The sequence below is a fragment of the Bordetella muralis genome, from assembly GCF_054781015.1.
This window is the reverse complement of record NZ_BAAGVF010000008.1, coordinates 231,325-256,700: the sequence shown is the minus strand read 5'-3', so window position 1 is coordinate 256,700 and position 25,376 is coordinate 231,325. Positions and strand designations below refer to the sequence as shown.

General features: G+C 61.1%; 19 protein-coding genes and 2 riboswitches. Of the genes, 8 read left to right on the top strand and 11 right to left on the bottom strand.

Annotated features, from left to right (window positions below; translation table 11 throughout):
* Positions 1-61 precede the first annotated feature (61 nt).
* The 7 genes from ACYVIT_RS18905 to gcvP all read left to right on the top strand — a co-directional run bounded on the left by ACYVIT_RS18905 (position 62) and on the right by gcvP (position 8,578).
* Positions 62-1,291, top strand: coding sequence for a BaiN/RdsA family NAD(P)/FAD-dependent oxidoreductase (locus ACYVIT_RS18905; protein WP_415804812.1), 1,230 nt, complete (start codon positions 62-64; stop codon positions 1,289-1,291).
* Between the two features lie 196 nt (positions 1,292-1,487).
* Positions 1,488-1,964, top strand: coding sequence for a DUF2753 family protein (locus ACYVIT_RS18900; RefSeq protein WP_415804024.1), 477 nt, complete (start codon positions 1,488-1,490; stop codon positions 1,962-1,964).
* Positions 1,965-2,082: 118 nt separating this feature from the next.
* Positions 2,083-2,697, top strand: a complete 615-nt coding sequence (locus tag ACYVIT_RS18895; RefSeq protein WP_415804023.1) for a superoxide dismutase — start codon at positions 2,083-2,085, stop codon at positions 2,695-2,697.
* A gap of 37 nt (positions 2,698-2,734) precedes the next feature.
* Positions 2,735-3,628, top strand: coding sequence for a ZIP family metal transporter (locus tag ACYVIT_RS18890; RefSeq protein ID WP_415804022.1), 894 nt, complete (start codon positions 2,735-2,737; stop codon positions 3,626-3,628).
* 140 nt (positions 3,629-3,768) lie between these two features.
* Positions 3,769-3,871, top strand: a riboswitch (glycine riboswitch).
* Between the two features lie 35 nt (positions 3,872-3,906).
* A riboswitch (glycine riboswitch) is annotated at positions 3,907-4,020 on the top strand.
* A gap of 83 nt (positions 4,021-4,103) precedes the next feature.
* The gene (gcvT, locus tag ACYVIT_RS18885) at positions 4,104-5,204 is read left to right on the top strand and encodes a glycine cleavage system aminomethyltransferase GcvT (protein ID WP_415804021.1); all 1,101 of its coding nucleotides are present in this window, start codon (positions 4,104-4,106) and stop codon (positions 5,202-5,204) included.
* Positions 5,205-5,265: 61 nt separating this feature from the next.
* The gene (gene gcvH, locus ACYVIT_RS18880) at positions 5,266-5,643 is read left to right on the top strand and encodes a glycine cleavage system protein GcvH (protein ID WP_415804020.1); all 378 of its coding nucleotides are present in this window, start codon (positions 5,266-5,268) and stop codon (positions 5,641-5,643) included.
* Positions 5,644-5,704: 61 nt separating this feature from the next.
* Positions 5,705-8,578 (top strand): aminomethyl-transferring glycine dehydrogenase, encoded by a 2,874-nt coding sequence (gene gcvP, locus ACYVIT_RS18875; protein ID WP_415804019.1) that lies wholly within the window; start codon positions 5,705-5,707, stop codon positions 8,576-8,578.
* Between the two features lie 119 nt (positions 8,579-8,697).
* On the opposite strand, the gene ACYVIT_RS18870 is transcribed toward gcvP, so the two are convergent.
* The 8 genes from ACYVIT_RS18870 to aptA all read right to left on the bottom strand — a co-directional run bounded on the left by ACYVIT_RS18870 (position 8,698) and on the right by aptA (position 21,556).
* Positions 8,698-10,815, bottom strand: coding sequence for a DUF945 family protein (locus tag ACYVIT_RS18870; protein WP_415804018.1), 2,118 nt, complete (start codon positions 10,813-10,815; stop codon positions 8,698-8,700).
* A 357-nt stretch (positions 10,816-11,172) separates the two neighbouring features.
* Entirely contained in the window at positions 11,173-12,651 is a 1,479-nt protein-coding gene (locus ACYVIT_RS18865) for a M81 family metallopeptidase (RefSeq protein WP_415804017.1), read from the bottom strand.
* 94 nt (positions 12,652-12,745) lie between these two features.
* A complete protein-coding gene (locus ACYVIT_RS18860) occupies positions 12,746-14,407 on the bottom strand; it encodes an ABC transporter ATP-binding protein (RefSeq protein ID WP_415804016.1) in 1,662 nt (553 codons plus the stop codon).
* A 4-nt stretch (positions 14,408-14,411) separates the two neighbouring features.
* Positions 14,412-15,311, bottom strand: coding sequence for an ABC transporter permease (locus tag ACYVIT_RS18855; protein WP_415804015.1), 900 nt, complete (start codon positions 15,309-15,311; stop codon positions 14,412-14,414).
* Between the two features lie 2 nt (positions 15,312-15,313).
* Entirely contained in the window at positions 15,314-16,255 is a 942-nt protein-coding gene (locus ACYVIT_RS18850) for an ABC transporter permease (RefSeq protein ID WP_094823282.1), read from the bottom strand.
* Between the two features lie 15 nt (positions 16,256-16,270).
* Complete coding sequence (locus tag ACYVIT_RS18845) at positions 16,271-17,836, bottom strand: ABC transporter substrate-binding protein (protein WP_415804014.1); 1,566 nt, start codon at positions 17,834-17,836, stop codon at positions 16,271-16,273.
* Positions 17,837-17,917: 81 nt separating this feature from the next.
* Positions 17,918-19,429, bottom strand: a complete 1,512-nt coding sequence (locus ACYVIT_RS18840) for a M81 family metallopeptidase (protein WP_415804013.1) — start codon at positions 19,427-19,429, stop codon at positions 17,918-17,920.
* Positions 19,430-20,230: 801 nt separating this feature from the next.
* Complete coding sequence (gene aptA, locus ACYVIT_RS18835; protein ID WP_415806676.1) at positions 20,231-21,556, bottom strand: omega-aminotransferase AptA; 1,326 nt, start codon at positions 21,554-21,556, stop codon at positions 20,231-20,233.
* A 147-nt stretch (positions 21,557-21,703) separates the two neighbouring features.
* Here aptA and ACYVIT_RS18830 point away from each other — a divergent pair, with 147 nt between their 5' ends.
* Positions 21,704-23,128 (top strand): aminotransferase-like domain-containing protein, encoded by a 1,425-nt coding sequence (locus tag ACYVIT_RS18830; protein WP_415806677.1) that lies wholly within the window; start codon positions 21,704-21,706, stop codon positions 23,126-23,128.
* A 123-nt stretch (positions 23,129-23,251) separates the two neighbouring features.
* Here the strand turns inward: ACYVIT_RS18830 and ACYVIT_RS18825 are convergent, their stop codons facing one another.
* The 3 genes from ACYVIT_RS18825 to ACYVIT_RS18815 all read right to left on the bottom strand — a co-directional run bounded on the left by ACYVIT_RS18825 (position 23,252) and on the right by ACYVIT_RS18815 (position 25,328).
* Positions 23,252-23,746, bottom strand: coding sequence for a dihydrofolate reductase (locus tag ACYVIT_RS18825; RefSeq protein WP_415806678.1), 495 nt, complete (start codon positions 23,744-23,746; stop codon positions 23,252-23,254).
* A 51-nt stretch (positions 23,747-23,797) separates the two neighbouring features.
* The gene (locus ACYVIT_RS18820; RefSeq protein ID WP_415806679.1) at positions 23,798-24,769 is read right to left on the bottom strand and encodes a thymidylate synthase; all 972 of its coding nucleotides are present in this window, start codon (positions 24,767-24,769) and stop codon (positions 23,798-23,800) included.
* Between the two features lie 118 nt (positions 24,770-24,887).
* Positions 24,888-25,328: an OsmC family protein gene (locus ACYVIT_RS18815; protein ID WP_415806680.1), complete on the bottom strand. Its 441-nt coding sequence runs from the start codon at positions 25,326-25,328 to the stop codon at positions 24,888-24,890.
* Positions 25,329-25,376 lie beyond the last annotated feature (48 nt).

The following is a 25,376-nucleotide window of genomic DNA, read 5'->3' as shown; positions in this document are numbered from 1 at the left end:
GTCCATCGCTGGGGAGCCGCCTGTGTTTGACGTAGCCATCATCGGCGCGGGCGCTGCAGGCATGATGTGCGCTGCCGTGGCAGGACAACGTGGACTGCGCGTTGTATTGATCGATCACGCCGAGCGTTTGGCGGAAAAAATCCGGATCTCTGGCGGCGGCCGCTGCAATTTCACCAACCTGGGGGCCGGGCCGGCAAATTTCTTGTCTGATAACCCGCACTTTTGCCGGTCGGCATTAGCGGGCTATACGCCGCAGGACTTTCTGGCACTGTTGCGCAGCCATCGTGTGGCGTGGCATGAAAAGCATCGCGGACAGTTGTTCTGTGATGACAGCAGCGAATCGATCATCGAGATGCTGCGCGCCGAATGTCAGACAGGACGCGTGCATTGGCGCATGCCGTGCAGTGTGAACGAGATCAGCCGCTCCGAGGCGGGCTATACCTTGCGCACCAGCCAGGGCGAGATCCGCGCTGCCAAATTGGTTATTGCGAGCGGTGGAATGGCCATTCCCCAATTGGGCGCCACGGATTTTGGCTTGAAAATCGCTCGGCAATTCGGCTTGAAAGTCGTCGAGCCGCGTCCGGCGTTGGTGCCGCTGACCTTCGATGCCGCGCAGTGGAAGCCTTTTGCCGAGTTGTCCGGGGTGGCGCTGGAGGTCTCTCTGGTCACAGGCGCCGGCCGTGCGCGTGGCGAATTTCTGGAGGACCTGCTGTTCACGCATCGCGGTTTGTCGGGGCCGGCAATTTTGCAGATCTCCAGCTTTTGGCAACCCGGCGAGGCCATCGTGATCGATCTCGCGCCGGGCCGTGACCTGGCGGCCGAATTGATCGCAGCCAAGCCGGGTAACCGGCAGCAGTTGCATACGGTCCTGGGCGCACTGTGGCCCAGGCGCCTGGCCGATCAATGGCTGGGCTTCGCGGGACAATCAGGACACGCAGGGCATCAGGCCGCCGGGCAAACCAGGCAAGCCGGGCGGCAAGCGGTCAGCCCTGCCGGCAAGAGCGAATTGGCCGAACAGCGTTTAGCTGACATTCCCGATAAAACCTTGCGCTCCCTGGCCGACGGCATTCATCAATGGCGTCTCGTTCCCAGCGGTACCGCCGGATATAAAAAGGCCGAAGTCATGCGCGGTGGCGTCGATACGCGCGGGCTGGATCAAAAGTCCATGCAGGCGCGCACCGTGCCTGGCCTGTACTTCATTGGCGAGGCGGTCGATGTGACCGGCTGGCTGGGCGGCTATAACTTCCAATGGGCCTGGGCCTCTGGCGTGGCGTGCGGCCGCGCGTTGTGAGGACGCGGCTGGCATAGGTGTCGAGGCCGCGCCGCATCAGACAAATTTTTTCCAACTTCAGAATCCGTCACGCCAGACTGGTTCGAATCTGAGCACCATGAGCGTGCTCAGGACACGTCGCGTTGTTTTATTAAATAAAAATGACTATCATTTAGGTTGTCTTTATTGATTAATTTCATCCTGACGGAGAGTCTCGATGGTCCATATTCAACCCAGGCCTGCCGCAGTACCGCCTCCTGCGACGACGTCTTGCCTTGGCGTATGGCAGCGGACGACGTTGCGGGGCAATCGTGCCTATGAGCGGGGTGATCATGCTGCAGCGTTGACCCAATACCGCGCGGCCTTGAGTCTGGCCGATACCTTGCCGGGGCAGTCGGATGATGTCGAAGCCGCATTGGCTGCGCTCGTCGTGTCGCATCACAACCTGCTGACGCTGTATGAGTTGACCGCCCAGCCTGAACTGGCCGCCGCTCACGCCTGTCGGGCACATGAATTGCTGCATGAAATGGCGTTGGATCCCGCCTTGCCGGAGTGTTGGCGTGAGGCTGCCTGGCGTCATGGGCGTGCGACTTATGCGGAGCTGCTGCAGTTTTTACAGCGTCATCCGGGTCATGAGCGCGCCTGCCGCGCCGCCGCGCTGGTATGGCGCGATGCGACGCAGCCGCCGCACTAAATCTCAACGGAAATATTGAGCGTCTCAGATTGCTGTGTGAGGCGCCATGTCCCTCATGACTGCCGATTCGCGTTGGCAGCCGAACCGCTCCTCCGGGAGCTCGAACAGGAGATTTGCCATGCCCTATACCTTGCCCGATCTGCCCTACGCCTACGATGCGCTTGAGCCGCACATCGATGCGCAGACGATGGAAATTCACTACACCAAACATCACCAGACCTATATCAACAACTTGAATGCCGCGCTGGAAGGCGCTGGTCTGTCGAGTGACGAGCCGGTCGAAAAGCTGATCACCCATATCGACAGCCTGCCCGAGGCCGTGCGGGGCGCCGTCCGTAATAACGGGGGCGGCCATGCCAACCACAGTCTGTTCTGGACGGTCATGTCTCCCAAAGGCGGCGGCCAGCCCCAAGGCCGCGTGGCGGCCGCGATCGATGCCGATCTCGGTGGCGTCGAGGCATTTCGCGACGCCTTTACCAAGGCGGCCCTGACCCGTTTTGGCAGCGGCTGGGCCTGGCTGAGCGTCACGCCGCAAGGCAAGCTGGTGGTGGAAAGCTCGGCCAATCAGGACAGCCCCCTGATGCAGGGCAATACCCCGGTGTTGGGCCTCGATGTCTGGGAACACGCGTATTATCTGAAATATCAGAACCGTCGCCCGGAATACATCGGCGCGTTTTTCAATGTGATTGACTGGGCCGAAGTGGCCCGCCGTTACGAGGCCGCCTTGGCCTGAGTACCGGTTTGTGCTGCATCCTTTGCGCAGGTTGTTGATGAACACATTCAGCCGTCACCGTATTCGCCCGCAGCTGACCAGCGTCAGTGTCTGGACACTGGCTGTCCTGGTCGCGTGTCTGGGCGCTTATGCGTTGTGGGAATATCTGTTGCCGCGCGCGCCCCACGTCGCCAATGCTTTGGCGGGTGGCTTGCTGGCGGCGGGCGCGACGGCGCTGGGCACGGTGCCGGTGATGTTCTCGCAAACCCTGTCCGACAAGGTGCAGGATACGATGTTTGGATTTGGCGCAGGCGTCATGTTGGCGGCCTGCGCTTTTTCCCTGGTGGCTCCAGGCCTCGAAGCCGCCGGCCAGTTGGGGCATGGACCCTGGGGATCAGGGTTCATCGTCGGCGGCGCTATTTTGTTGGGTGCGGCGGTGTTGTTGACGATGGATCGTCTCTTGCCTCACGAGCATTTCATCAAAGGCAAAGAAGGCATCGAGGTGCATCGTTTGCGCCGCACCTGGCTGTTTGTGTTTGCCATTGCGCTGCATAACCTGCCCGAAGGCCTGGCCATAGGCGTGGGGTATGTGGGGAACGACCCGGTGCAAGGCAGTGCGCTCGCGACCGGGATTGCGATCCAGGACGTGCCCGAAGGGCTGGTGGTCGCGCTGGCGTTACTGTCGGCGGGCTATAGCCGGGCGTTTTCCGTGGCGCTGGGCATGTTGTCGGGGCTCGTAGAGCCCTTGGGGGCTGTCGTGGGAGCCCTCGTGGTCGGCTGGTCCGCGGAGTTGCTGCCCTGGGGGCTGGGCTTTGCGGCGGGCGCCATGTTGTTTGTCATCAGTCATGAAATCATTCCAGAGTCCCATCGCAAGGGCCACGAAGTGTTTGCGACCGGGGGGCTCATGATCGGTTTTGTCCTGATGATGTTGCTGGATACGGCGCTGGGGTAAATCAGCTCTCACGCTGCGCCTGAGGCAGGTTGCCCCGGCCCGGCGGGGCTTTTTAACGTCCAACCGCTTCGAGGATGGAAAACCGGCACGCCGCCGCTAGTCGGCACCCCGCTTTTCGCGGTATGCTTCACTCCGCTGTCATGTTCGTCGCGGGAGAGAGCGGCCCACCACCACGGTATAGGGTCGCCGCCGAAGGCGCAATTCGCCCGGAATCGCTCAGGTAACCCATACCGCGACGCATCAGTTTCCTGCCTGGCCGTGTGCCGAGGCGGGGGCTGACACAGCACTCTGGAGAGACCTGGCGCCGCGGATTCCGTGCGTAGCCCAGGCGCCGAAGGTGCAAACCCGCACAACGCGGGGCAACTCTCAGGCAAAAGGACAGAGGGGCGGAAAATCCAGCTGGTTTCTGGCGCTTTCCGCATCCAGACCGGCATTCCGTAACCTCGAGGCGATGCCGCCACTCTGGAGCCTGTTCATGTCCGCTGTTCTTCAACGTACCCCCTTGGCCGAGACCCATGTCGCCGCTGGCGCGCGCATGGTCGATTTTGGCGGCTGGGATATGCCGTTGGCGTACGGATCGCAACTGGAAGAACACCACGCCGTGCGCCGCGACGCAGGCATGTTTGACGTGTCGCACATGTTGAATGCCGATGTCGCCGGTCCCCAGGCAACCGAATTTCTGCAGCGTCTGGTGGCCAACGATGTCGCCAAACTGACAGTCCCGGGCAAAGCGCTCTATACCTGCATGCTGAACCCGCAGGGCGGCATTGTGGACGATTTGATCGTCTATTTCTTTGCCGCGGATCAGTGGCGTGTGGTGGTCAATGCCGGCACGGCCGACAAAGACATTGCCTGGATGCGCCGCGTGGCGGCCGCCGGGCGGTTCGACGTGACGATTACGCCCCGCCGAGATCTGGCTATGGTGGCGGTGCAGGGCCCCAACGCCCGTGCCAAAGTCTGGGCTGCGCGTCCGGCATGGCAGGCTGCTACCGAGCCGCTGACTCCCTTCGTGGCCGCTGTAGTGGCCGACGATACCTTGGTGGCGCGTACCGGCTATACCGGCGAGGATGGTTTCGAAATCGTGCTGCCTGCCACCGAGGTCGTGGCATTGTGGAACGATCTGGCCGCTCAGGGCGTGCGTCCCTGCGGTCTGGGCGCGCGTGACACGCTGCGCCTGGAGGCCGGCATGAATCTCTACGGCCAGGACATGGACGAATTGACCCAGCCGAATCAGGCAGGATTGTCGTGGACGGTATCCCTGAAAGACGCCTCGCGCCGTTTTGTCGGCCGCGATGCACTGGAGCAGTTCGCGACGCCGTGCGCATTCGTGGGGCTCAAGCTCCAGGACCGTGGCGTGATGCGTGCCCATATGGCGGTGCGCACGCCGCAGGGTGCGGGCGAGCTCACCAGCGGCACCATGTCGCCGACCTTGGGCGTATCCGTGGGTTTTGCCCGCGTTCCCCTGGGCGTCGAACCCGGTCAGACGGTCGAAGTCGAGATCCGCGGCAAATGGGTGCCCGCCCTGGTAACCAAATTACCATTCGTGCGTCACGGCAAAGCCGTCGAACACTCGTAAACTGCCGCCATGCGCTGGCAGGGGTGCCGGCGCAGGTGCGACCCAATTTTTAGGAGCTTTTATGAGCCTGCCCACCGATCGTAAATACACTGAGTCCCATGAATGGGTGCTCGCCGAAGGCGACGTGTTCGTCGTCGGCATTACCGACAACGCCCAGGAACAATTGGGTGATCTCGTCTTCGTTGGCGATGTCAACGTAGGCGCCAAGCTCAAGGCCGGCGAGACCGCAGGCGTGGTTGAGTCGGTCAAGGCTGCCTCCGATATCTATGCACCCGTGACGGGCGAGATCGTGGCCTTTAACGAAGAGCTGGAAAACACGCCGAACCTGATCAACGATTCGCCCTATACCGCCTGGATCTACAAGATCAAGCCGGACAACGCCGCTGACGCCGACAAACTGTTGGACGCCGCCGGCTACGAAGCCGTCGCCAACGGCTGATCTGGCTGACGCCGCGCGGGCGCTGCGCCCGCGCGGCCATTTTTCTGTACCGAGACCTCTCATGTCGCGCGCTCTAGATACCCATTCCGATTTCATTCCTCGTCATATTGGTCCCTCGCTGGGGGATCAGGAAAAAATGCTCGCGGCCGTTGGCTGCGATAGTCTGAACACCTTGCTTGACGAGGTCGTGCCGCCCGCGATTCGCAGCCGGGCGCCCTTGGCGTTGCCTGCCTCGCGCAGTGAGCCCGATGTGCTGGCCGAGCTCAAGGCCATCGCTGGCCGTAATCGCATTTACCGCAATTACATCGGTCAAGGGTATTACGGCACGCACACGCCGAATGTGGTGTTGCGCAACGTGCTGGAGAATCCGGCTTGGTACACGGCGTATACGCCTTATCAACCCGAGATCTCGCAAGGCCGCCTGGAAGCCCTGTTGAACTACCAGACTATGGTGGCGGACCTGACGGGCCTGGATATTTCCAATGCGTCGCTGCTGGACGAGGGGACAGCGGCTGCTGAGGCCATGACGCTGGCGCGCCGTGGTTCCAAATCGGCCAGCCCGGTGTTCTTTGTCTCGGCGCATTGCCATCCGCAAACGATCGAAGTCGTGCGCACGCGTGCCGAAGGCCTGGGTATCGAGATCGCCATAGGCGATGAGGCGCAAGGTTTGCCGGAATGCTTTGGCGTACTGCTGCAATATCCGCATAGCCTGGGCGCGGTCAGCGACTATCGTGCGTTGGCCGAGGCGGCACATGCACAAGGCGCCGTTGTCGCGTGCGCGACGGACTTGCTGGCGCTGGCGTTGTTGACGCCCCCGGGAGAGTGGGGCGCGGACATCGCCGTCGGCTCGTCGCAGCGCTTTGGGGTGCCGTTTGGTTTCGGCGGCCCGCACGCGGGTTTCATGGCCTGCAAAGACGCCTTCAAGCGCAATATGCCGGGCCGTTTGGTCGGCGTGTCGAAAGATGCCCAGGGCAATCCGGCATTGCGCCTGGCATTGCAGACGCGCGAACAGCATATCCGCCGCGAGAAAGCGACGTCGAATATTTGCACGGCGCAGGTGCTGCTGGCCGTGATGGCGGGCTTGTACGCCGTGTGGCACGGTCCCGAGGGTATCCGTCGCATCGCCACGCGCGTGCAGCGCTACACGGCGATTCTGCGCACGGCGCTGACGCAGTTGGGGGTCAAAGTCGTCAACGACACGTTCTTTGACACGCTGCTGCTGGAAACAGGGGCGGCGACGCCAGCGTTGGTAGTGGCTGCCGAGTGCGAACACATCAACCTGCGCCGCGTCGATGGCGCACGCTTGTCGGTCTCGCTGGACGAGACGGTGACTGCCGCCGATTTGCAGGCTCTGGTGAATGTCTTTGCCGCGGGCCTGGAAAAAGACGACGTGGCGCTGGATATCGACGCCCTGGATGCCAAGGCTGCGGGCGGGATTCCCGCGGCGGTGCAACGTGAGAGTGCGATTCTGTCGCACCCCGTGTTCTCCAGTGTGCAATCTGAAACCGACATGCTGCGCTATCTGCGCAAGCTGTCCGACAAAGACCTGGCCCTGGATCGCAGCATGATTCCGTTGGGCTCGTGCACGATGAAGCTGAACGCGACGGCCGAGATGATTCCCGTCACGTGGCCCGAGTTTGCGCAGATCCATCCGTATGCGCCGGTGGACCAAAGCCAGGGCTATCGCGAATTGGTGCAGCGCCTGTCTGACGCGCTGTGCGAAATCACCGGATATGACGATATCAGCCTGCAGCCGAACTCGGGCGCGCAGGGCGAATATGCGGGCCTGCTGGCGATCCGCGGTTATCACCGCGCCAACGGCCAATCTCAGCGCGATGTATGTTTGATCCCCGCCTCGGCGCACGGCACCAATCCCGCATCCGCCCAGTTGGTGGGGATGAGTGTGGTCGTCGTGGCCTCTGACGCCAACGGCAACGTCGATATCGCAGACCTGCGCGCCAAGGTCGAGCAGGTGGGCGATCGCCTGGCTGCTTTGATGATCACCTATCCGTCGACACACGGTGTGTTCGAAGAGGCCATCACCGAGATTTGCGATCTGGTGCATCAGGCCGGTGGCCAGGTATATCTGGATGGCGCCAACATGAACGCCATGGTCGGTGTCGCCCAGCCCGGGAAGTTCGGTTCCGATGTCTCGCACCTGAACCTGCACAAGACGTTCTGCATCCCGCACGGCGGTGGCGGGCCGGGTGTCGGTCCGGTGGCCGTGCGTTCGCATCTGGCGCCGTATTTGCCGGGCGTGTTGAATGCGCAAGGCAAGCTGGATGTCGAATCCGAGGTCGGCCCCGTGTCCGCAGCACCGTTTGGCTCGGCCAGCATTTTGCCGATCTCGTTTGCCTATATTGCGCTGATGGGAGCCGATGGCCTGCGTAGCGCGACCGAGATGGCGATCCTGAATGCGAACTATCTGGCAGCACGATTGCGTGATCATTATCCGGTGCTGTACGCCGGCCGAAATGGCCGTGTCGCGCACGAATGTATTCTGGACGTTCGTCCGCTGAAAGACACGACGGGTATCAGCGCCGAGGACATCGCCAAACGCTTGATGGACTATGGTTTCCACGCGCCTACGATGAGCTTTCCGGTGGCAGGAACGCTGATGGTCGAGCCGACCGAGTCCGAAGGCCTGGCGGAACTGGATCGCTTTGTCGATGCCATGATCTCCATCCGTGAAGAGATCGCGCAAATCGAACGCGGTGAGCGTGATCGCGACGACAACGTGCTGAAGAATGCTCCGCACACGGCGCAGATGCTGTTGGCTGAGGAATGGCACCACGACTATCCCCGTCAGCAGGCCGCGTATCCGGTCGAGTCGCTGCGCGAGACCAAGTACTGGCCGCCTGTGGCGCGCGTGGATAACGCCTACGGTGATCGCAATCTGGTGTGCGCTTGCTTGCCCATCGAGGCCTATGCGTGACCTCGTAGTGTGACGATGGCGCTGCGCGGATAGCGCGCCAACGTAAAAACGCCCGCCGATTGATAGTCGGCGGGCGTTTTTGTTTAGCGATGCCAGCGGGGCCGGCATCATGTCAGTGCTTATTTACGAGGCGCCTCTTTCATCGTGTCGGTGAACATCGACACATTGGCCAGGAACATCTGTACTGTGAATTCCACATTGTCTTGGCCTACGCCACCGTAGGCATTTACATCCATTTCCATGGTGGCGACTTTGTTCTCGGTATCCCAATAGGCGCGCGTCAGGCGGTTGTTCTGGTTCCATTCGTTGAGCACGCGCATCGGCACGGGGTAAGGCGTGGCGACGGTGAGGCGCATTTGCATGTCGGTGCACGAGGACTCGGTGTCGCAATCGTTGAACAGGATCTCGACGCTTTTGGCGCCTTCGTTGTTGCCATCGATCGTCAGCACGGGCGTGTCGTAATCCGAGGTGCCGAGTTCGTAGTCGAAGCCCGTGTCACTGACCATCTGGCCGATCTGGGCCGGGTCCAGCGAGTTCAGCAAGGTGTTTTCGCTGTCCTCGCCATAATCGTGGTCGTCGTCCTCGACACTGCTCAGCAGGGCGCCAAACAGCTCGTCGGCGGGGACTTCTTCACCATTCAGGTTGGCCTTGCCGTCGGCATAGTGGAACGTGCTCACGACGTTGTCGCCATCGGTCTTGGCGATGCCGAACATCTCGGCCATACCGGCCATGGAGGTCACTTGGTCAGCGGCTTCTTTGGCAGCGGCTGCAGCGTCTATTCCTTCGCCTTGCAAGTACTGTGCGGCCAGGCCTTGCACCATGGGCTTGGAGACGGTGACCTTCATGTCGATCAGCTTGACGGATTGCTGCAGCAGTTGCTTGGCATCGTCTGGCAGTTCCTTGCCTGCGACCAGGCCGGCGGGCTTGGTCAACTCGATGGCCAGGTTCAAGTTGCTTTTGCCTTTGGCGGTCTCCCAGACGAAGGGATCGACGCGCATGGTCGGGTTGGCGGCCAGCAATTGGATCGCCTGGTTGACGAGTTCGATTGCCTGCGCGCCGTCCGCCTTGCTGTCTTCGGTACCGTCGGCGACCTTGGTCAGCATTTCGTTATAGAGATCGGACAGTGCTTTTGCGGCTTTGCCGTCGATCTTGTCGAATTTGATCGTGGCATGGCCTTTACCGAAATCGCTGCCATTGACGGCGATCTGGCCGATTTTATAGTCGGCTGCGACGTTGATGGTGGTGTCTTGTTCGGCGATTTTCGCGGTGTAGGCCAGATCCTTCAGTTCGATCTTGGTCTTGACGGTTGCCGCTGGGGGCTGAGCAGGCTGTTTAGGCTGGGCGGGCTGTTCGGGTTGCGCCGGCGTCTGGCTTTCTGCGCTCGGATTCTGCGCAGCATTGGCGGCCTCGTCGGCGGCTCGTGCAGCTTCTTCCGCCGCTTCTGCTGCGTCGGAGGCGGCGTCCGCGTAGGGGTCCTGCGGCTCTTCGACCTCGATCATGATGTTATCGAATTTGGCACCAGAACTGCCTACGCCAAAGCCGAATTTGCCCTGCTGGCTGTCGACGTCCACCGTTATGCCGGTGATATTCGCATTGACCTTCTGGCCTTCGTCGTCCTCGGACAATTGCAGAGCCAGTTGGTTGACCTTGCCGGTGCCGACGGCGTGTTTGGTGGCGCGTACAAAGCTGCCTTCGAATTGGGCGCCGCTGAACTTGACGGACTGGTCCGTTTGCGCAGCGTACTCGATAGGGGCAATCGTGGCCGTGCCGACGCCGTCACCGTTGTAAGACAGGACCGTGTCACCGACCAACGGCGAGACGCCCTTGGTCAGTTCGAACAAGGGTTTGACGAGATCATTGGAGGCGACTTCGCTGTGAACGAAAGCCAGCTTGGGCAGCCATTGGCCACGGGCCAATGCGCCTTTGGGGAAGGGGCCGTGTTCAATGCGGCCGACAATTTCCACCATGCCTTTGGGGGGCGCTTCTTCGCCCGGGACTTTGGTCAGTTGGATGCCATAGCGGACGTCGCTGCTGAAAAAATGACGGTCGTAGGAAATCTGGCTGATCGTGACACCAAAGCCTGTGCTGCCCAATGCGCTGGCCAACTCTTTGTTGAGTTCCGTCAGGCGCACAGGCTCTTCTGTTTGGATGCGCTTGCCGGTGTACCACGTGGCGCCGAGCCAGCCTGCGACTGCGATGACGACCACGCCCGTCGTGATCCCTACTACCTTTTTCATTTTTTCGTCCATTTATTGTTTGCATGCTGACGGGACGGCGATGGTGCGCCGTCCCGTCAGGAGCGATAGCCGCCCGCGGTGAGTATAACGAGGTGTAGTCAGCGCGTTCTGGGAACTACATTACAAGTCGTGTCTATGGTAAACAAATAACATCTGGCCTGACTACAGGTGTCTCGCCGACGACGCTAAGAGAGCGGTGGGAGTATAGCGAATGGACTTTGGGACAACGAGGCCGGCGTGAGCGCTGGAATCGTAGGTGGTACAGGGGGGCACAGCCTGCTTTGATGCCCCCCCGAAAATCGGACCCACGGAGCACACGGGCGCGAACCTGTCGGTGTTGATGTCATGCGTTTTCGTTTACAGCGGGTCTAGAGGATAAATCGGGCGCCGCACGTGCTTGAATTCCAATTGGCTGTAGTCGGAGGTAGTGACGCCCACCCCGGTGCATTCGATGATCTCGCTCGCCAGATCGGAAAAGCCGGCTCGCCAGTGAACGCGGCTTTTCAGGACCACATAGTTTTTCTGCAAGGGATCTATGCCCGCCGAGAGCAGGCAGTTGATGTCAAAGGGTTCCTGGTGGCGCGAGATCAAGACGATTTCGACATTGCCCGTGTCGAAGACGACGGTCAGTCCGGTGTCGTTGCGTACGCCGCGATACATGGGGCCGCGGTTCAGGTAGACGCCGTCAAAGATCAGCTTGACGCGACCGGTGACAGATAGGGTCCGACTTTGCTGTTTGAGGGCGGGCATGGGCATTTTGCCGCCCAGGTTTAAGGTGATCTCGGTACCTACCCCCGCGGCGGCGGCTTGTTGGGCGGCCTCGGGGTCGCACAGCGCGTAGAAGGCGACGTTTTTCAGGTCCTGGCGCAGGATCTCGGCGAGGACTTCGGTGGTGTCCATCGTGCCGCCCGAGCCTGTATTGTCAAAATGATCCAGCAAGACGACAGGGCCTTGTGCGATGGCCTTCGCGCGGGTGATGGCGGGAGCCAGGGGCTCGCAGTGAAAGACCCATTGTTCGCGTGCGTTCCACGCGGTGTCCAGCAACTCGTCCCGATAGCGTTCGGCGGCAGGCAGGTCGCCGTCGGTGCAGATGACGGCGCTCAGGCCCGCCTCGCCAATGTCTGCATGGGGAAAACCGACAAATACAGAAGCAGCGAGAACGGCATCCTGCGATTCCAATGCTTCGCAGCGTTGCTGCAGCGACTTATTCGGCTCGGCATGGGTGCCCTGGCACATGATGTGAGGCAGCATGGGTTTGTTGGCCCATGTCATCACGGGGCGAATTTCGCCTTTCAGCGTGCGTGCAATCGTATCGGCCGCACGGACGCCCGCGGCGCGAATGTCAACGTGAGGGTACGTATGAAACCCGGTGACGACGGTGGCATGGCGCACGATGTCGTCGTAGATGTTGGCATGCATATCCAGCGTGACGCCCACCGGTGTGTCGGGGTCTATCTCGCGCAGACGGCGCAGCAGATTGCCCTCGGCGTCTTCGACGCCCTCTGCCACCATCGCGCCGTGCAGATCGAGCAGGATGGCGTCATAGCCGCCGCGCCGCACCTCGTCCAGAATGAGTTCGCACAAGCGTGCGTAAGTATCTGCATCAGTGGGGGCGCTGGGCCACGATTCCGCGGCGACGGGGATCGTGATCTCGGCGCCTTCGCGGCGTGCGATCTCGATATAGCCTCCCAGGCCGCTATCGGTATTCTCGTAGGCACGAACGGCGCGCTCGCCTGCCAGGATCTCCGGGCTGCCGCGAAAGAATCGCTCCAGCGGCGTGGGCACAGGAGAAAAGGTATTGGTTTCATGCTTGATCATTGCCAGTAGCCAACGCATGTCGAAGTCCTTATTAACCTATCAATGAAGAGAGAGTCGAAGTCAGCGAGAGATGACAAAACCGGAAAACCGCTATGTCCTTCGGCCGTCATCGTCACGCAGCGGCCAGCGGCCGAAAATGCTGAAAATCCCATCCGCGCCCGGGCGCAGCATCGATCAGGGCGCGGGTGTAATCGTGTGTCGGCTGCGTGAGCACGGTTTCGGCCGCGCCCGTTTCTACGACCTGCCCGCGTTGCATGACCAGAATGGTGTCGCAGATTTGCGCCGCGACCCGCAGGTCGTGCGTAATGAACAGCACGCCCACGCCGGTGCGTTGGCGGATTTGTTCCAGCAGCCCTAATACTTGGGCCTGCACCGAGACATCCAATGCCGAGACGGCTTCGTCGGCAACGAGGACTTCGGGTTCCATCACCAAGGCGCGGGCGATGCAGATGCGTTGCCGCTGTCCGCCGGAAAACTGGTGGGGATAGCGATCCATGGCATCAGCATCGAGCCCGACGATGCGCAATGTATCGACGGCCTTTGCGGTGGCTTGATCACGTGGAGTGCCGAAATTCAGCAGGCCTTCGATAATGGATTCGCCAATTTTGCGGCGTGGATTCAGCGAACGATAGGGATCCTGAAAAACGATTTGAATACGCTGGCGTACCGGTCTGAGTGCAGTGCCCGACAGCACGGCGATATCGTCGTTGCCCATCAATACTTTGCCAGTTGTGGGCTCGATCAAGCGCATGATGCAACGCGCGACCGTGGATTTTCCGGAGCCGGATTCGCCCACGATACCCAGGATCTCGCCCTTGTGCAGTACCAGATTGACGTCTTGGGCGGCAGGCACTTGGCGCAGACCGCCGGACCAGAATGAACGTTTGTCGATGTAGGTGCGCCCCAAACCCTGTACCCGCAACACCGGATCGCCTGTCGGCGCGTCGCGACGCAATGGGACCAGGCTGGGCACGGACGATACCAAGCGGCGGGTATAGCTTTGTTCGGGGCGCGCCAGAATATCGTCGCGTGTGCCGGACTCGATCAGATCGCCTCGATTCATGACCACAATGCGGTCGGCGATTTCCGCGACGACGCCAAAATCATGCGTGATGAACAGGACCGCGGTCTGATGTTCGGTCTGAAGCTCTTTGATCAGCGCCAGGATTTGTTTTTGCGTGGTGACATCCAGAGCCGTGGTCGGCTCGTCGGCGATCAGCAGGCGAGGCTCCAGAATGAGCGCCATTGCGATGACGATACGCTGGCGCTGACCGCCGGAGAGTTGATGCGGGTACGAGTCATAAATGCGCTCGACGTCTGGCAGATGTACCGAACGGAACATGTTCAGTACTCTATCGCGCCGCTCGGCGCGCGACAGCCGGCGATGCAGCCGCAGAACCTCATCGACCTGGCGGCCCACAGTGTGCACGGGGTTGAGCGCGGTCATGGGTTCTTGGAACACCATGGCCATGCGGGTGGCGCGCATCTCGCGCAAACGCTGCGGCGTAGCGCTGAGGATGTCCTCGCCTTCGACGCGAATGGCGCCGCTGGGTTTGAGCGCGCCGGGCGGCAGCAACCCCATGATAGCCAGTGAACTGACCGATTTGCCCGATCCTGATTCGCCGACTACGCAGACGGTTTCGCCTGCCCGCACGTCCAGGCTCAGATTGCGGACGACCTGTTTGCTGGTGCCGGCCACTGTCACAGACAGATTGCGAATGGCCAGGACGGCGTCCGACGTGTCTCCGGCAGGGGGGTACGGGGAATAGGGCATGACGTTAGATCCTGCGCACCATTTTGGGGTCGAGTGCGTCGCGCAATGCATCACCCAGAATGTTGACACTGAGCACCGTGAGCGACAGAAACAGGCCGGGGAACAGAATTAGGCCGGGCAGCATCCGAAAGTACATGCGGCCCTCGGACATGATGTTGCCCCAGGACGGAATTTCCGGTGGAATGCCTGCTCCCAGAAAACTGAGAATGGCCTCTGTCAGCATGGCCGAGGCGAATACGTAGGTGCCTTGCACGGTGAGCGGAGCAATCGTGCTGGGCACCATATGCCGCCACAACAGCAGCGGCAATGGCGTGCCCAGAGCCAGCGCGGCCTCGACGTAGGGCTCGCCGCGTACGCTGAGGATCTGGCCGCGCACGAGGCGTACGACGCGAGGGATTTCAGGAATGGTGACGGCGACCAGGACCGTGGTCAGACTCGCACCCGTGACGGCGACCAACGAGATCGCCAGCAAGATCCCCGGGATCGCCATGATCGCGTCCATGACGCGCATGATGAATCCATCCAATCGACGGAACCAGCCTGCGAGCAGGCCGATGACCAAGCCTAGGGCGACACTGATGACGGCGGCGCCCAGACCGGTAATGAGCGAGACGCGTGCGCCGTACACGATGCGAGACCAGAGGTCACGGCCAAACGCGTCTGTTCCCAGCAAGGTTTCGGTAAAGGGCCGTTTGAGTCGCTGGCCAGGATCCAGGGCAGTCGGGTCGACCGTCCCTAGCCAAGGAGCCAACAGCGCGGCCGCGGCGATGACGAGCAGAATCGCCAGCGCCAGCAGCACAGGCCAGCTTTTGAATCCCTGCAGCACCCGATGCCATGCCGTGGATCGTGGCGCTGTGTCGGGTGCCTGAACGGCAGGGGCGGCGACGTTGGGCGGGGTGGCCATGGTCAGTACCTGATGCGCGGGTCGAACAGCGTATAGGCGCAATCGACGACCAGATTGATGAACACATATACAAAGGCAAAGAACAGCGTCAGCCCTTGAATGACCGGATAGTCGCGCGCCAATACCGCCTCGACCACCAGACGTCCCAGGCCCGGGATGTTAAACACCGACTCCGTGACGACGACGCCACTGATCAACAAGGCGATGCCTACGCCGATCACCGTGGCGATGGGCACGGCCGCATTGCGCAGCGCATGTCCCAGCAATACGCCGGTTTCGCCCAGGCCTTTTGCTCGAGCAGTGCGGATGAAGTCTTCGCCCATGACTTCGATGACACTGGTGCGGGTGATGCGCGCAATCAGCGCAATGTAGATGGTGGAAAGCGCCAGCGCAGGCAAAATCAACCGATGGAGAAAGGGCCAGAAACCGCTGGATAACGGCGTATAGCCCTGCACCTTGAACCAGTTCAGTTCGATCGCAAAACCCCAGATCAATAGATAGCCTGTCACGAAGACCGGTACGGAAAATCCCAATACGGAAAATCCCATGACCATGCGGTCGAGCAAGCGGCCCTGTTTCCAGGCAGCCAGAATGCCCAGGGGCAGCGCTACGATCAGGGTGAACACCAGTGTCAGAACAGCGAGGCTGAGCGAGGGTTCCAGACGTTGCCCGATCAGCTGCCGCACAGGCACTCCCGACATCAATGAAGTGCCGAAATCGCCCTGTACGAGGCGGCCAGCCCATAGAAAGAACTGTTTGAACAACGGTTGATCCAGCCCCATCACCTGGCGTATCTGCTCGATGCGTTCAGGAGTGGCGCCGTCGCCGGCCATGATGACAGCCGGGTCGCCGGGACTCAGGCGCAAGATGGCAAAGACGACCACGGCCACCAGGATGAGTACCGGAATGGTGGCCAGCAGTCGGCGCAGAATAAAAGCCAGCATGACAGGGCTACCGGATCAAGGGGCTTTCTTGACGTTCCAGAACGCCATGATCGGTGCGTGCACCAGCCCACTGAGTTTGACAGAGTACGCGGTGGGAACAGACATCTGACCGAGCGGCACATACAGGCCTTCGTCGATACCGATGCGTTGCGCTTCGTCGGCGATTTTCTTTTGCTCGGCCGGATCGGAGGTCAGTGCGAATTTGGTGCGCAGGGCTTCGATTTCCGGGAAATTCGGCCAACCGAACCAGGCACTGTCGCCATTGGCCGACGCAGGGGCGGAGCGTACCGGATCCATGATGTCGGTGGCGTACCAGTTGGTGTTGTGGATGTTCCAGCCGCCAGCATCCGGTGCGGCCTTCGATGCACGTCGAGTGGCGACGCTTTGCCAGTCCATGGCGGCCAGGTTCACGTTAAAGCCGGCTTTGCGCAGCGCCTCCGCCATGACGACCGGTTGCGGACTGAGGGTGCCGACGTCCGTCGCGTGCATGAGCAGGACAGGGGTATTGTCGTAACCGGCTTCTTTGAGCAGCGCTTTGGCTTTGTCAATGTTCGACGGTACGACGATGTCTTTGCCGATATCGCTTTCAAACGGCGTGCCGCAGCCCCAGAGCGAAGCGCAGGTCTGGTAGTACTTCGGATTGCCTACCAGTGCCTTCATGACGTCTTCCTGGCCGATCGCGTACATGGCGGCCTGCCGGATCTTTTTATTGTCGAAGGGTGGGTACTTGAAGTTGAAGCGATACATCGTGAAATAGCCCACCGGACTGAGCGACTCGACCTTGAATTCGTCGTTGCCATCCAGCATGGGCAGCAGGTCATACGGGAACTGTTCGACGTAGTCGAGCTCGCCGCCCAAGAGTGCGTTCGCCGTCGTCAGCGCATCGGGCATGACGTCCCAGACGACTTTGTCGACGTTGACGACTTTGCCGCCGGCCAATCCGCTGGCGGGTTCTTTGCGCGGCACGTAGTCCGTGTTCTTGACGTAGACCGTTTTGACGCCGGGTTTGAATTCGGCGACTTTGAACGGGCCGGAGCCTGTCATGTCGGTGATGGGCTTGCCAATAGGCGTCTCCGCGATGCGCTTGGGCATCATGAACGCCGCGGTGCCGGTGGGTTTGGAAAGCGCGCGCAAGGCCAGGTCCGTGGGCTCGGTCATGACGATGCGAAAGGTCTTGTCGTCGACCACATCAATGCTGGAGACGAACTTCAGCAGCGTGCGGCCCATGCCGTCGCCGGCAGCCCAGCGTTTGATCGAGGCTACGCAATCCTCGGCTTTGACAGGCTGGCCGTCATGCCATTTCAGGCCGGGCCGCAGCGTCATCGTGTACGTCTTGCCATCACTCGACACGTCCCACTTGTCCAGCATTTGCGGCTGGACCTTGTTGTTTGCGTCGGTCGCCAGCAAGGTGTCGTAGATCATGTAACCATGCCACGTCGTGATGTACGCGGTGGTCGCATGAGGATCGGTTAATCGCAGCGGCGAGTGCATCACCGCGCGAATGGCGGTTTCTGCATGGGCGCTTCCCACTGCGAAGAGCGCAGCACCGGCCAGGGCGGCCGCACGAACAAACTTCAACATGAAAATCCCCTTTTCTTTCCGTTGTTGGGCGAGCCGAGAGCCGCCGCATGACCGTATACGCCGCGAAGGCAGCATATACGGTCAGAGTGTTGCCGTGCGGGCCGCAAAGGCGGGACCGCAAGGCGCCATTCTGATGCCATGGCGTAGCCGTGTCCATGGCTGCTGTGCTGCATCCATCAGCATCGATCCAGGCGCAGCACATACCAGGATGGTCTGCGCAATCTGGGTGAAGTCTGCCCGGAAATGGGCGGAGCTTTTCAGTACGAGGATGGCCTGGCGCGTGGGCTCGATGCCGGCAAAGCGGAACATCTCCTGATCCGCCATCTGGACTTTGTTGGACGCGACCACAATGCGTACGTCATTCAGGCGCAAGCAGGCACTGGGGCCGAGGTCCATGTGAAAGCCGCGGTAAAACGCGCCGTGAGTGTCGAACCGGCCATCGGAAATTTTTTCGACGATGTAGTCGGCTTCGAGAGGCTCGTCGTCGGGGATGCCCGAATGCCCGCCCAACGCGAGGCGTACCGTTTTGCCTTCGCCCGCATGGTGTGCCGCGAGCGCCGCCGCGGGGTCGACGATCAGGCCGATGGCTGCGTTGGTGGCGTTGTGGCGTATCAGGGCACGCAGAATGCCGGTGGTGTCTGAGCTCCCACCTGCGCCGGGGTTGTCCTGGACGTCGGCAATGATGATGGGGCGAAGGCTGTTGTGCGCCAGGGAGATGGCCATTTGCACGGCTTCGTCCGCGTTCAGTATTTTGCCGCCAAAGTCGGCTTCGGCGTTGAGGACGGCGCGTTCCATGGCATCTGCTGCAGTATCGGCGTCGGCCTGCGTGTCGCCATAGGCCCAGACGGTGGGAGCGCATTCGGGAAAGTCTGCGGCTGGAAAGCCCGTGGCAAAGGACAAGCTGATCGAGGAATCGCGAGACTCGAGATCCTCCAGCCGCTGATACAGGCTGTTCGAGGGCTCGATGTCGGTGGATTGCCAGCACAGCGATATCAAATAGGGAATGCTGCGCAGGGCGACGTAGGGGCGAGGCATGCCATGCAATCTGCGGTCGAGCAGTTGTGCTGCGCGTTGGCCGGTTTCGGCCATGTCGATGTGCGGATAGGTGCGATAGCAGATCAGGCTGTCGGCCTGCGCGATCATGGCGCGCGTAACGTTGGCGTGCAGGTCCAGGCTCGCGACGATGGGAACGTTCGGCCCGACGAGCGCGCGTACGCGGCGCAGGAGTTCGCCTTCGCCATCGTCGAGATGTTCGGCCACCATGGCGCCGTGCAGATCCAGATAGACGCCGTCCAGGGGAAGTGCTTGTTCCAGACCGTTGAGGATCATGCCGCTGATACGCTCGTAGGCGTCGCGGGTGACGTGTCCGGAGGGACTGGCTGCAGCCCAGGTGGTGGGTAGGAGTGTGTGGGCGCGCATGGCATCGATGAAGCCTGCGATCGGGATGTTGGCGCCTGCGACGGCATCAAACAAGGCTGGACCGGATACTAGTTTGGGCCAGCCGCCGCCTTTGTCGGCGAATTCTTCCCAGGTGGCGCGTGAGGGTGCAAAAGTATTTGTTTCGTGCTGGAACCCGCCTATCCCGATACGCATCGGTACGATCCTTCTGTAGTGGGCGTGCGTTGGTGGTAGTTGACTATAAGGATTCTGCGGAAGATGCAAGGGATGGGCAATCAGGCTTTGCCCGGATGTTTGGGCGAGGCGTGCCTGTGAGATGGGGGGGCGTTTCAGTGAGGATGTTTGTTTTTGTAATTGGCGTTTGTTTTTAGTGTTGGAGTTTGTTTTAGACGATGGCGTTTGTTTGTTTTTTTATGGTGATGCTTTTGGGGTTTGAGCTGTGGGGAGAGGGCTTTTGTCTCTAGCTCGTTTGTTGTTCTCGGCTCATCGGCTGTTCGTTCTTAATACGTCGGTGCGGGGGGATAAAGGCTGACAGGGCTTCGCGGGACCGGCCTGGGCGCCTGCGCGCCCAGGCACCGCTTCGTCAACCTCGTCGCTGCGCTCCTTCGGTTTCCCTCGCTCGGTCCCGAGGCGCCCTGTCAGCCTTTATCCCCCCGCACCGACTGTACCAATGAAAGGCGAACGGCCCGACGTATCTGATGTGAGTTTGTCGCCGCCCGGCAGGCGTGGCGGGCAGGCCTGTCGGAGGCTGCCGAGTCCGTGGAGGATTGGCGGGGGAAGTCCGGGGGCCATGTTTGAGTGGAGCGCAGCGGAGCGAGTTTGGCCCCCGGCCCGCCGATCCTCTGCGGACGAAGGCCGAACCCCCGTCCAGGGGGTGAGTCAGCCGACCAGGCCTGTCCGTCACGCCTGCCGGGCGGCGACAAACGTGTTAAGAATCCGCTCTCCCCCAAAAGACATCCGGCTCAGGCCCATTCAATCAGAGCCCGATTCGATTTATCAGGCAACGTCTTTCAGTGCATTACCGATATGCTGGAAAAGCTCAGCGATCTGGTTTTCCTCGATGATCAGTGGTGGCGAGAGGGCGATGGTATCTCCGGTGTAGCGGACCATGAGTCCGCTGTCGAAGCATTTTTGGAATACTTCGGCAGCGCGAGCGCCGGGTGCACCTTCGCGCGGTGCGAGTTCGATGCCGGTGACCAGGCCAATGTTGCGCACGTCGATGACTTTGGGGTCGCCTTTCAGGCCGTGCGCCGCGGCTTCGAAGGCCGGAGCGAGCTCACGGGCGCGGGCAAACAGATTGTCGCGCTTGTAGATATCCAGCGTAGCCAGGATAGCGGCCGCAGCCAAGGGGTGGGCCGAATACGTGTAGCCATGGAAAAACTCGATGCCACCTTGTACACCGTTGACGATGGCGTCGTGGACATCTCGCTTGACAGCCACCGCACCTGCCGGGACCGCAGCGTTGCTGATCCCTTTGGCCATCGTGATCAGGTCGGGAGTGACGCCGAAGTATTCGCTTGCGGTCGCGGCACCCAGACGGCCAAAGCCGGTGATGACTTCGTCAAAGATCAGCAGGATGCCGTATTTGGCGGTGATGGCGCGCAAGCGTTCCAGGTAGCCTTTGGGGGGAACCAGGACGCCGGTGGAGCCGGCCATGGGCTCGACGATGACGGCGGCGATGGTTGATGGGTCATGCAGGGCGACGATGCGTTCGAGGTCGTCGGCCAAGTGTTCGCCCCAGGCGGGCTGGCCTTTCGAGAAGGCGTTCTTCTCCAGGTTGTGGGTATGCGGCAGGTGATCGACTGCGGGCAACAAGGCGCCGGAGAAGGTCTTGCGGTTGGGCGAGATGCCGCCGACGGAGATGCCGCCGAATCCCACGCCATGGTAGCCGCGCTCGCGGCCGATCAGGCGGGTGCGCTGGCCTTCGCCGCGGGCGCGGTGGTAGGCCAGGGCGATCTTCAGTGCGGTATCGACTGACTCGGAGCCGGAGTTCGTAAAGAAGATGCGGTCCAGGCCTTGCGGCATGAGCCCGGCAACCGCCGATGCGGCTTCGAATGCCAAAGGGTGCCCCAGTTGGAAACCGGGCGCGTAATCCATCTCTGCGGCTTGGTTGGCGATGGCTTGTACGATTTCTTCGCGGCAATGGCCGGCATTGACGCACCACAGGCCGGAAGTGCCGTCCAGGATCTGGCGGCCGTCAACCGAGGTGTAGTACATGCCCTTGGCGCTGGACAACAGGCGCGGCTTGCTTTTGAACTGCCGATTGGCGGTGAAGGGCATCCACAGATGGGACAGGTCGGGCAAATCGGTGGGGGCGTTCATGATGCAAGCTCCAGATGAAACTGCGCGATGGGCCGCTGGTACGCAGCAGGATGGCAACCATTCTGATCGTGCCGGGACAGGATGAAAATATACAATGGGTGCAAAGCTTGCGAACTGTACTGGTTTTAATCCTATAACTGTATTGATATGTTCGATTTTCAGCCTGTCCGTACCCGTCATCAGGCGCCGACACTGGTGGACCAGGTGGTCGACGCCTACGTCAGCGCCATCCGGGACCAAACGCTGCGTTCGGGCATGCCTGTGCCGTCGATCCGCGATTTTGCCCGGACCTATCAGCTCAGCACGTTTACGGTGGCGGGCGCCTATAGCCGGTTGGTGGCGCAAGGGTGGCTGGTCGCGCGGCCTGGCGCCGGCTACCGTGTTGCGCCTCGGCCCAAATCGGATGCGCAGGTACTGCCAACGCCATGGCAGCCGCCACGGCTGAATGCGGGCTGGCTGCTATCGGACATTTATGCGGATCATTCCATCCCTATCAAGTCGGGAGGGGGATGGTTGCCAGGCGAATGGCTGAACGAGGAGGGGCTGCATCAAGCATTGCGGCATCTAGGGCGTGTGCCGGCTTTGCGTATTGCGGGTTATGGACATCCGTACGGCTATGCGCCATTACGCGAGACGGTGGCGGCCAGCCTCGCCACGCAGGGCCTGGATGTGACGATGGATCAGGTGGTGCTCACGCAGGGCGTGGCGCATGGTCTGGATGTGGTGATTCGTACCTTGTTGCGGCCGGGCGATACAGTGCTGGTCGAGCAGCCGTGCTATGCCAACCTGTTGCCGCTGTTGCGCTTGGCGGGGCTGCGGATCGTCAGTGTGCCGCGGACCTCGGAGGGGCTGGATTGCGAGGCGTTGGCTCGGGCGGCCGAGGCGCATCGTCCGCGGGCGTTGTTCGTCAATACGGTGCTGCAAAATCCGTCCGGTGCCGTGATGACCATGGCGAATGCGTTCCGTGTATTGCAGGCTGCGCAACAACATAATCTCTGGATCATCGAGGACGATATCTCACGCGAGTTGATGCCAGGTACCGCGCCGTTATTGGCTGCGCTGGACGGCGCGCAGCGTGTGGTGTATCTCGGCGGTTATTCCAAAGTCATCAGTCCGTCGGTCCGCGTGGGCTACATCGCCGCGCATCGGGATTTGATCCGTGATATCGCCCGCACCAAGATGGCGGTGGGGCTGACGTCGCCAGAGATTATGGAGCGTGTTGTGTATCAGGTGATACGCGAGGGCCGTTATCGCGCGCACATCGTCCGTACGCGCGAGCGTCTGGCTCAGGCTCATGCGCAGGTGACGCAACAGATGGATGAGCTCGGTATGCAGGTGTGGGCGCGCCCGCAGGCCGGGTTGTTTCTATGGGCTCGCTTGCCCGAGCCCAGCATGCATTCTGGTGCAAATGCGTTGGCCGAGTTGGCGTTGCAAGACGGCATCTGGTTGGCGCCGGGTTCTTATTTCGACCCGGGCGAAGCCGATATTCCCTGGATACGCTTTAACGTCGCGTATTCGCAGGGTCCGCAGTTATGGCGATTCTTGCAGCGCGTGCAGGCGGGCGAGCGCTGATCGAGACAGCGGCCTGCGATCGAATTCCAGGCCGGTGCATTGGCGCAAGACGGCATGCGCCTTTGAGTTCAGTGACTGTCTCAATGATCGCCGGGTGTTCGTGCGCCATTGTTTCGATAACGATCAGGCCCGGCGTTCGTATCCGACAAAATCGTAGGCGTAGCCATTCTCGGCAGGCTGCGGCTCACGCGATATTTCTCGCCATTGTTCAGCGGGTAATGCAGGGAAAAACGCATCGCCCTCAACAACGGCATGCACTTCAGTGGCGATCAGCCGTTGGGCGAGGGGCAAGGCTTGTTCATAAATCTGTGCGCCGCCGATGACGTAGGCATCAGCGACATCGCCACAGGCTTGAACAGCGGCTTGCAGCGTGGGTACCACGACAGCTCCCGGCGCGGCATATTCCGTATTACGGCTCACGACCACGTTCGTGCGTCCCGGCAATGGCCGCCCCAATGATTCCCATGTCTTGCGGCCCATGATGATCGGACTGCCCAGCGTGGTCCGTTTGAAATGCGCCAGATCACCTGGCAGTTTCCAGGGCAGCGCATTGTCGCGGCCGATCACACGGTTATCAGAATAGGCGACGACTAGCGTCAGGCGAGGCGAGGCGGACATGGCAGTAATAACGAGTGATGAGGATGGCCCAGTTTTGCAACGACTTCGGTCTCACACCGCCATCGGCGCCGTCAGGGCGGGGTGGTGTTCGTAGCCGTGCAGGACAAAATCCGTAGGCTCGACTTGTTCCAACCATTGCGGTTCATATTTTCCAGTCACTGCGTAATCGGGAATGCGATCCGACAGCACCAATTGCGGCGCGGCATAGGGTTCGCGCGTCAATTGTTCGCGCAGCATCGGCAGATGGTTTTCGTAGATATGCGCATCGCCTATGAAATACGAGAACCAGCGAGGTTTGTAGCCCGTCAGGCGGCCGACCAAGTGCAGCAGCGCCGCGCCTTCGGTCAGGTTGAACGGCGTGCCCAGGCCGACATCGTTGGAACGGATATACAGGCACAGCGAGATTTCGCGCGTGCTGGCGTTGGGCAGGAATTGGTACAGCAAATGGCACGGCGGCAGGGCCATTTCCTCGATCTGCGCCCAGTTCCAGCCATGGAACAGGATGCGGCGATCCTGCGGGTTGCTCTGGATCGTGTCCAGGCATTGGCGCAGTTGGTCCACGGCTTTGTACAACAGCACGTGAGGTACGCCGTCTTCGTCGGGTTCGGCGACCTGGCGGTAACCGCGGTTTAGCGCGTCCTGAATCTGTGCCGTGTTCGTGCGAGGCAGCAGCTTGTATGCAGGCCAGCGGCGCCATTGGACGCCATAGACCGGGCCCAGGTCATCGGGGCCTTCACGATAGGGGTTGGCCAGCCAATTGGCGTTTTCATTGGCGTTCTGGTCCCAGACCTTGCAGCCCAATGCCCGAAAATCGGCCGCGCTGCGTGCGCCGCGCATGAAACCTACCAGTTCGCCGATGGCGGATTTGAACGCCAGCTTTTTGGTGGTCACGGCGGGAAAGCCCTGTTGCAGGTCAAAACGCAGCGCCGCACCAGGCAGCGACAGCGTCCGTATGCCCGTGCGGTTTTCCTGCCACGCACCGTGATCGAGAATGGATTGAATAAGCGAAAGGTATTGTTTCATGGCGATCTGCCCGCCGATGCGGGCTTGCTGGCGAGGCGGCATGCAAAAGCGCGCAGCTGCCTCAAATTGCTAGAGCCCCTCGCGGGGCGAGCCGGGTAACGCCGGCCTGGAGGGCGCTTTACGCGGCCTGGGCTTCCTGTGTGTCGACAATATCCACTGAGAACGTCAGCTCTGCCGTTTTTTCCAGCATGGCCGACGCCGAGCAGTATTTTTCGTGCGACAACTGCACGGCGCGCTCGACTGCGGCACGTGGCAGGTTCTTGCCCGTGACGGTGAAGGCGAAATGAATCCGGGTGAAGACTTTGGGATCCGTTTCCGCACGGTCGGCCGAGAGTTTGACGCTGCAGCCGGTGACCGCATGGCGGCCGCGCTTGAGGATCAACACGACATCGTATGCCGTACACCCGCCGGTGCCGGCCAACAGCAACTCCATCGGGCGCGGCGCCAGATTGTTGCCGCCGCCTTCGACGGCGCCGTCCATGGTGGCGATGTGACCGCTGCCAGTCTGGGCCACGAACAGCATGCCGTCCGGGCCGCCCCAGTTGATCGTGCAATCCATGAGAAAAATTCCTTGTGCGTGATTCGCGAACAAAGGTTGATGATAACC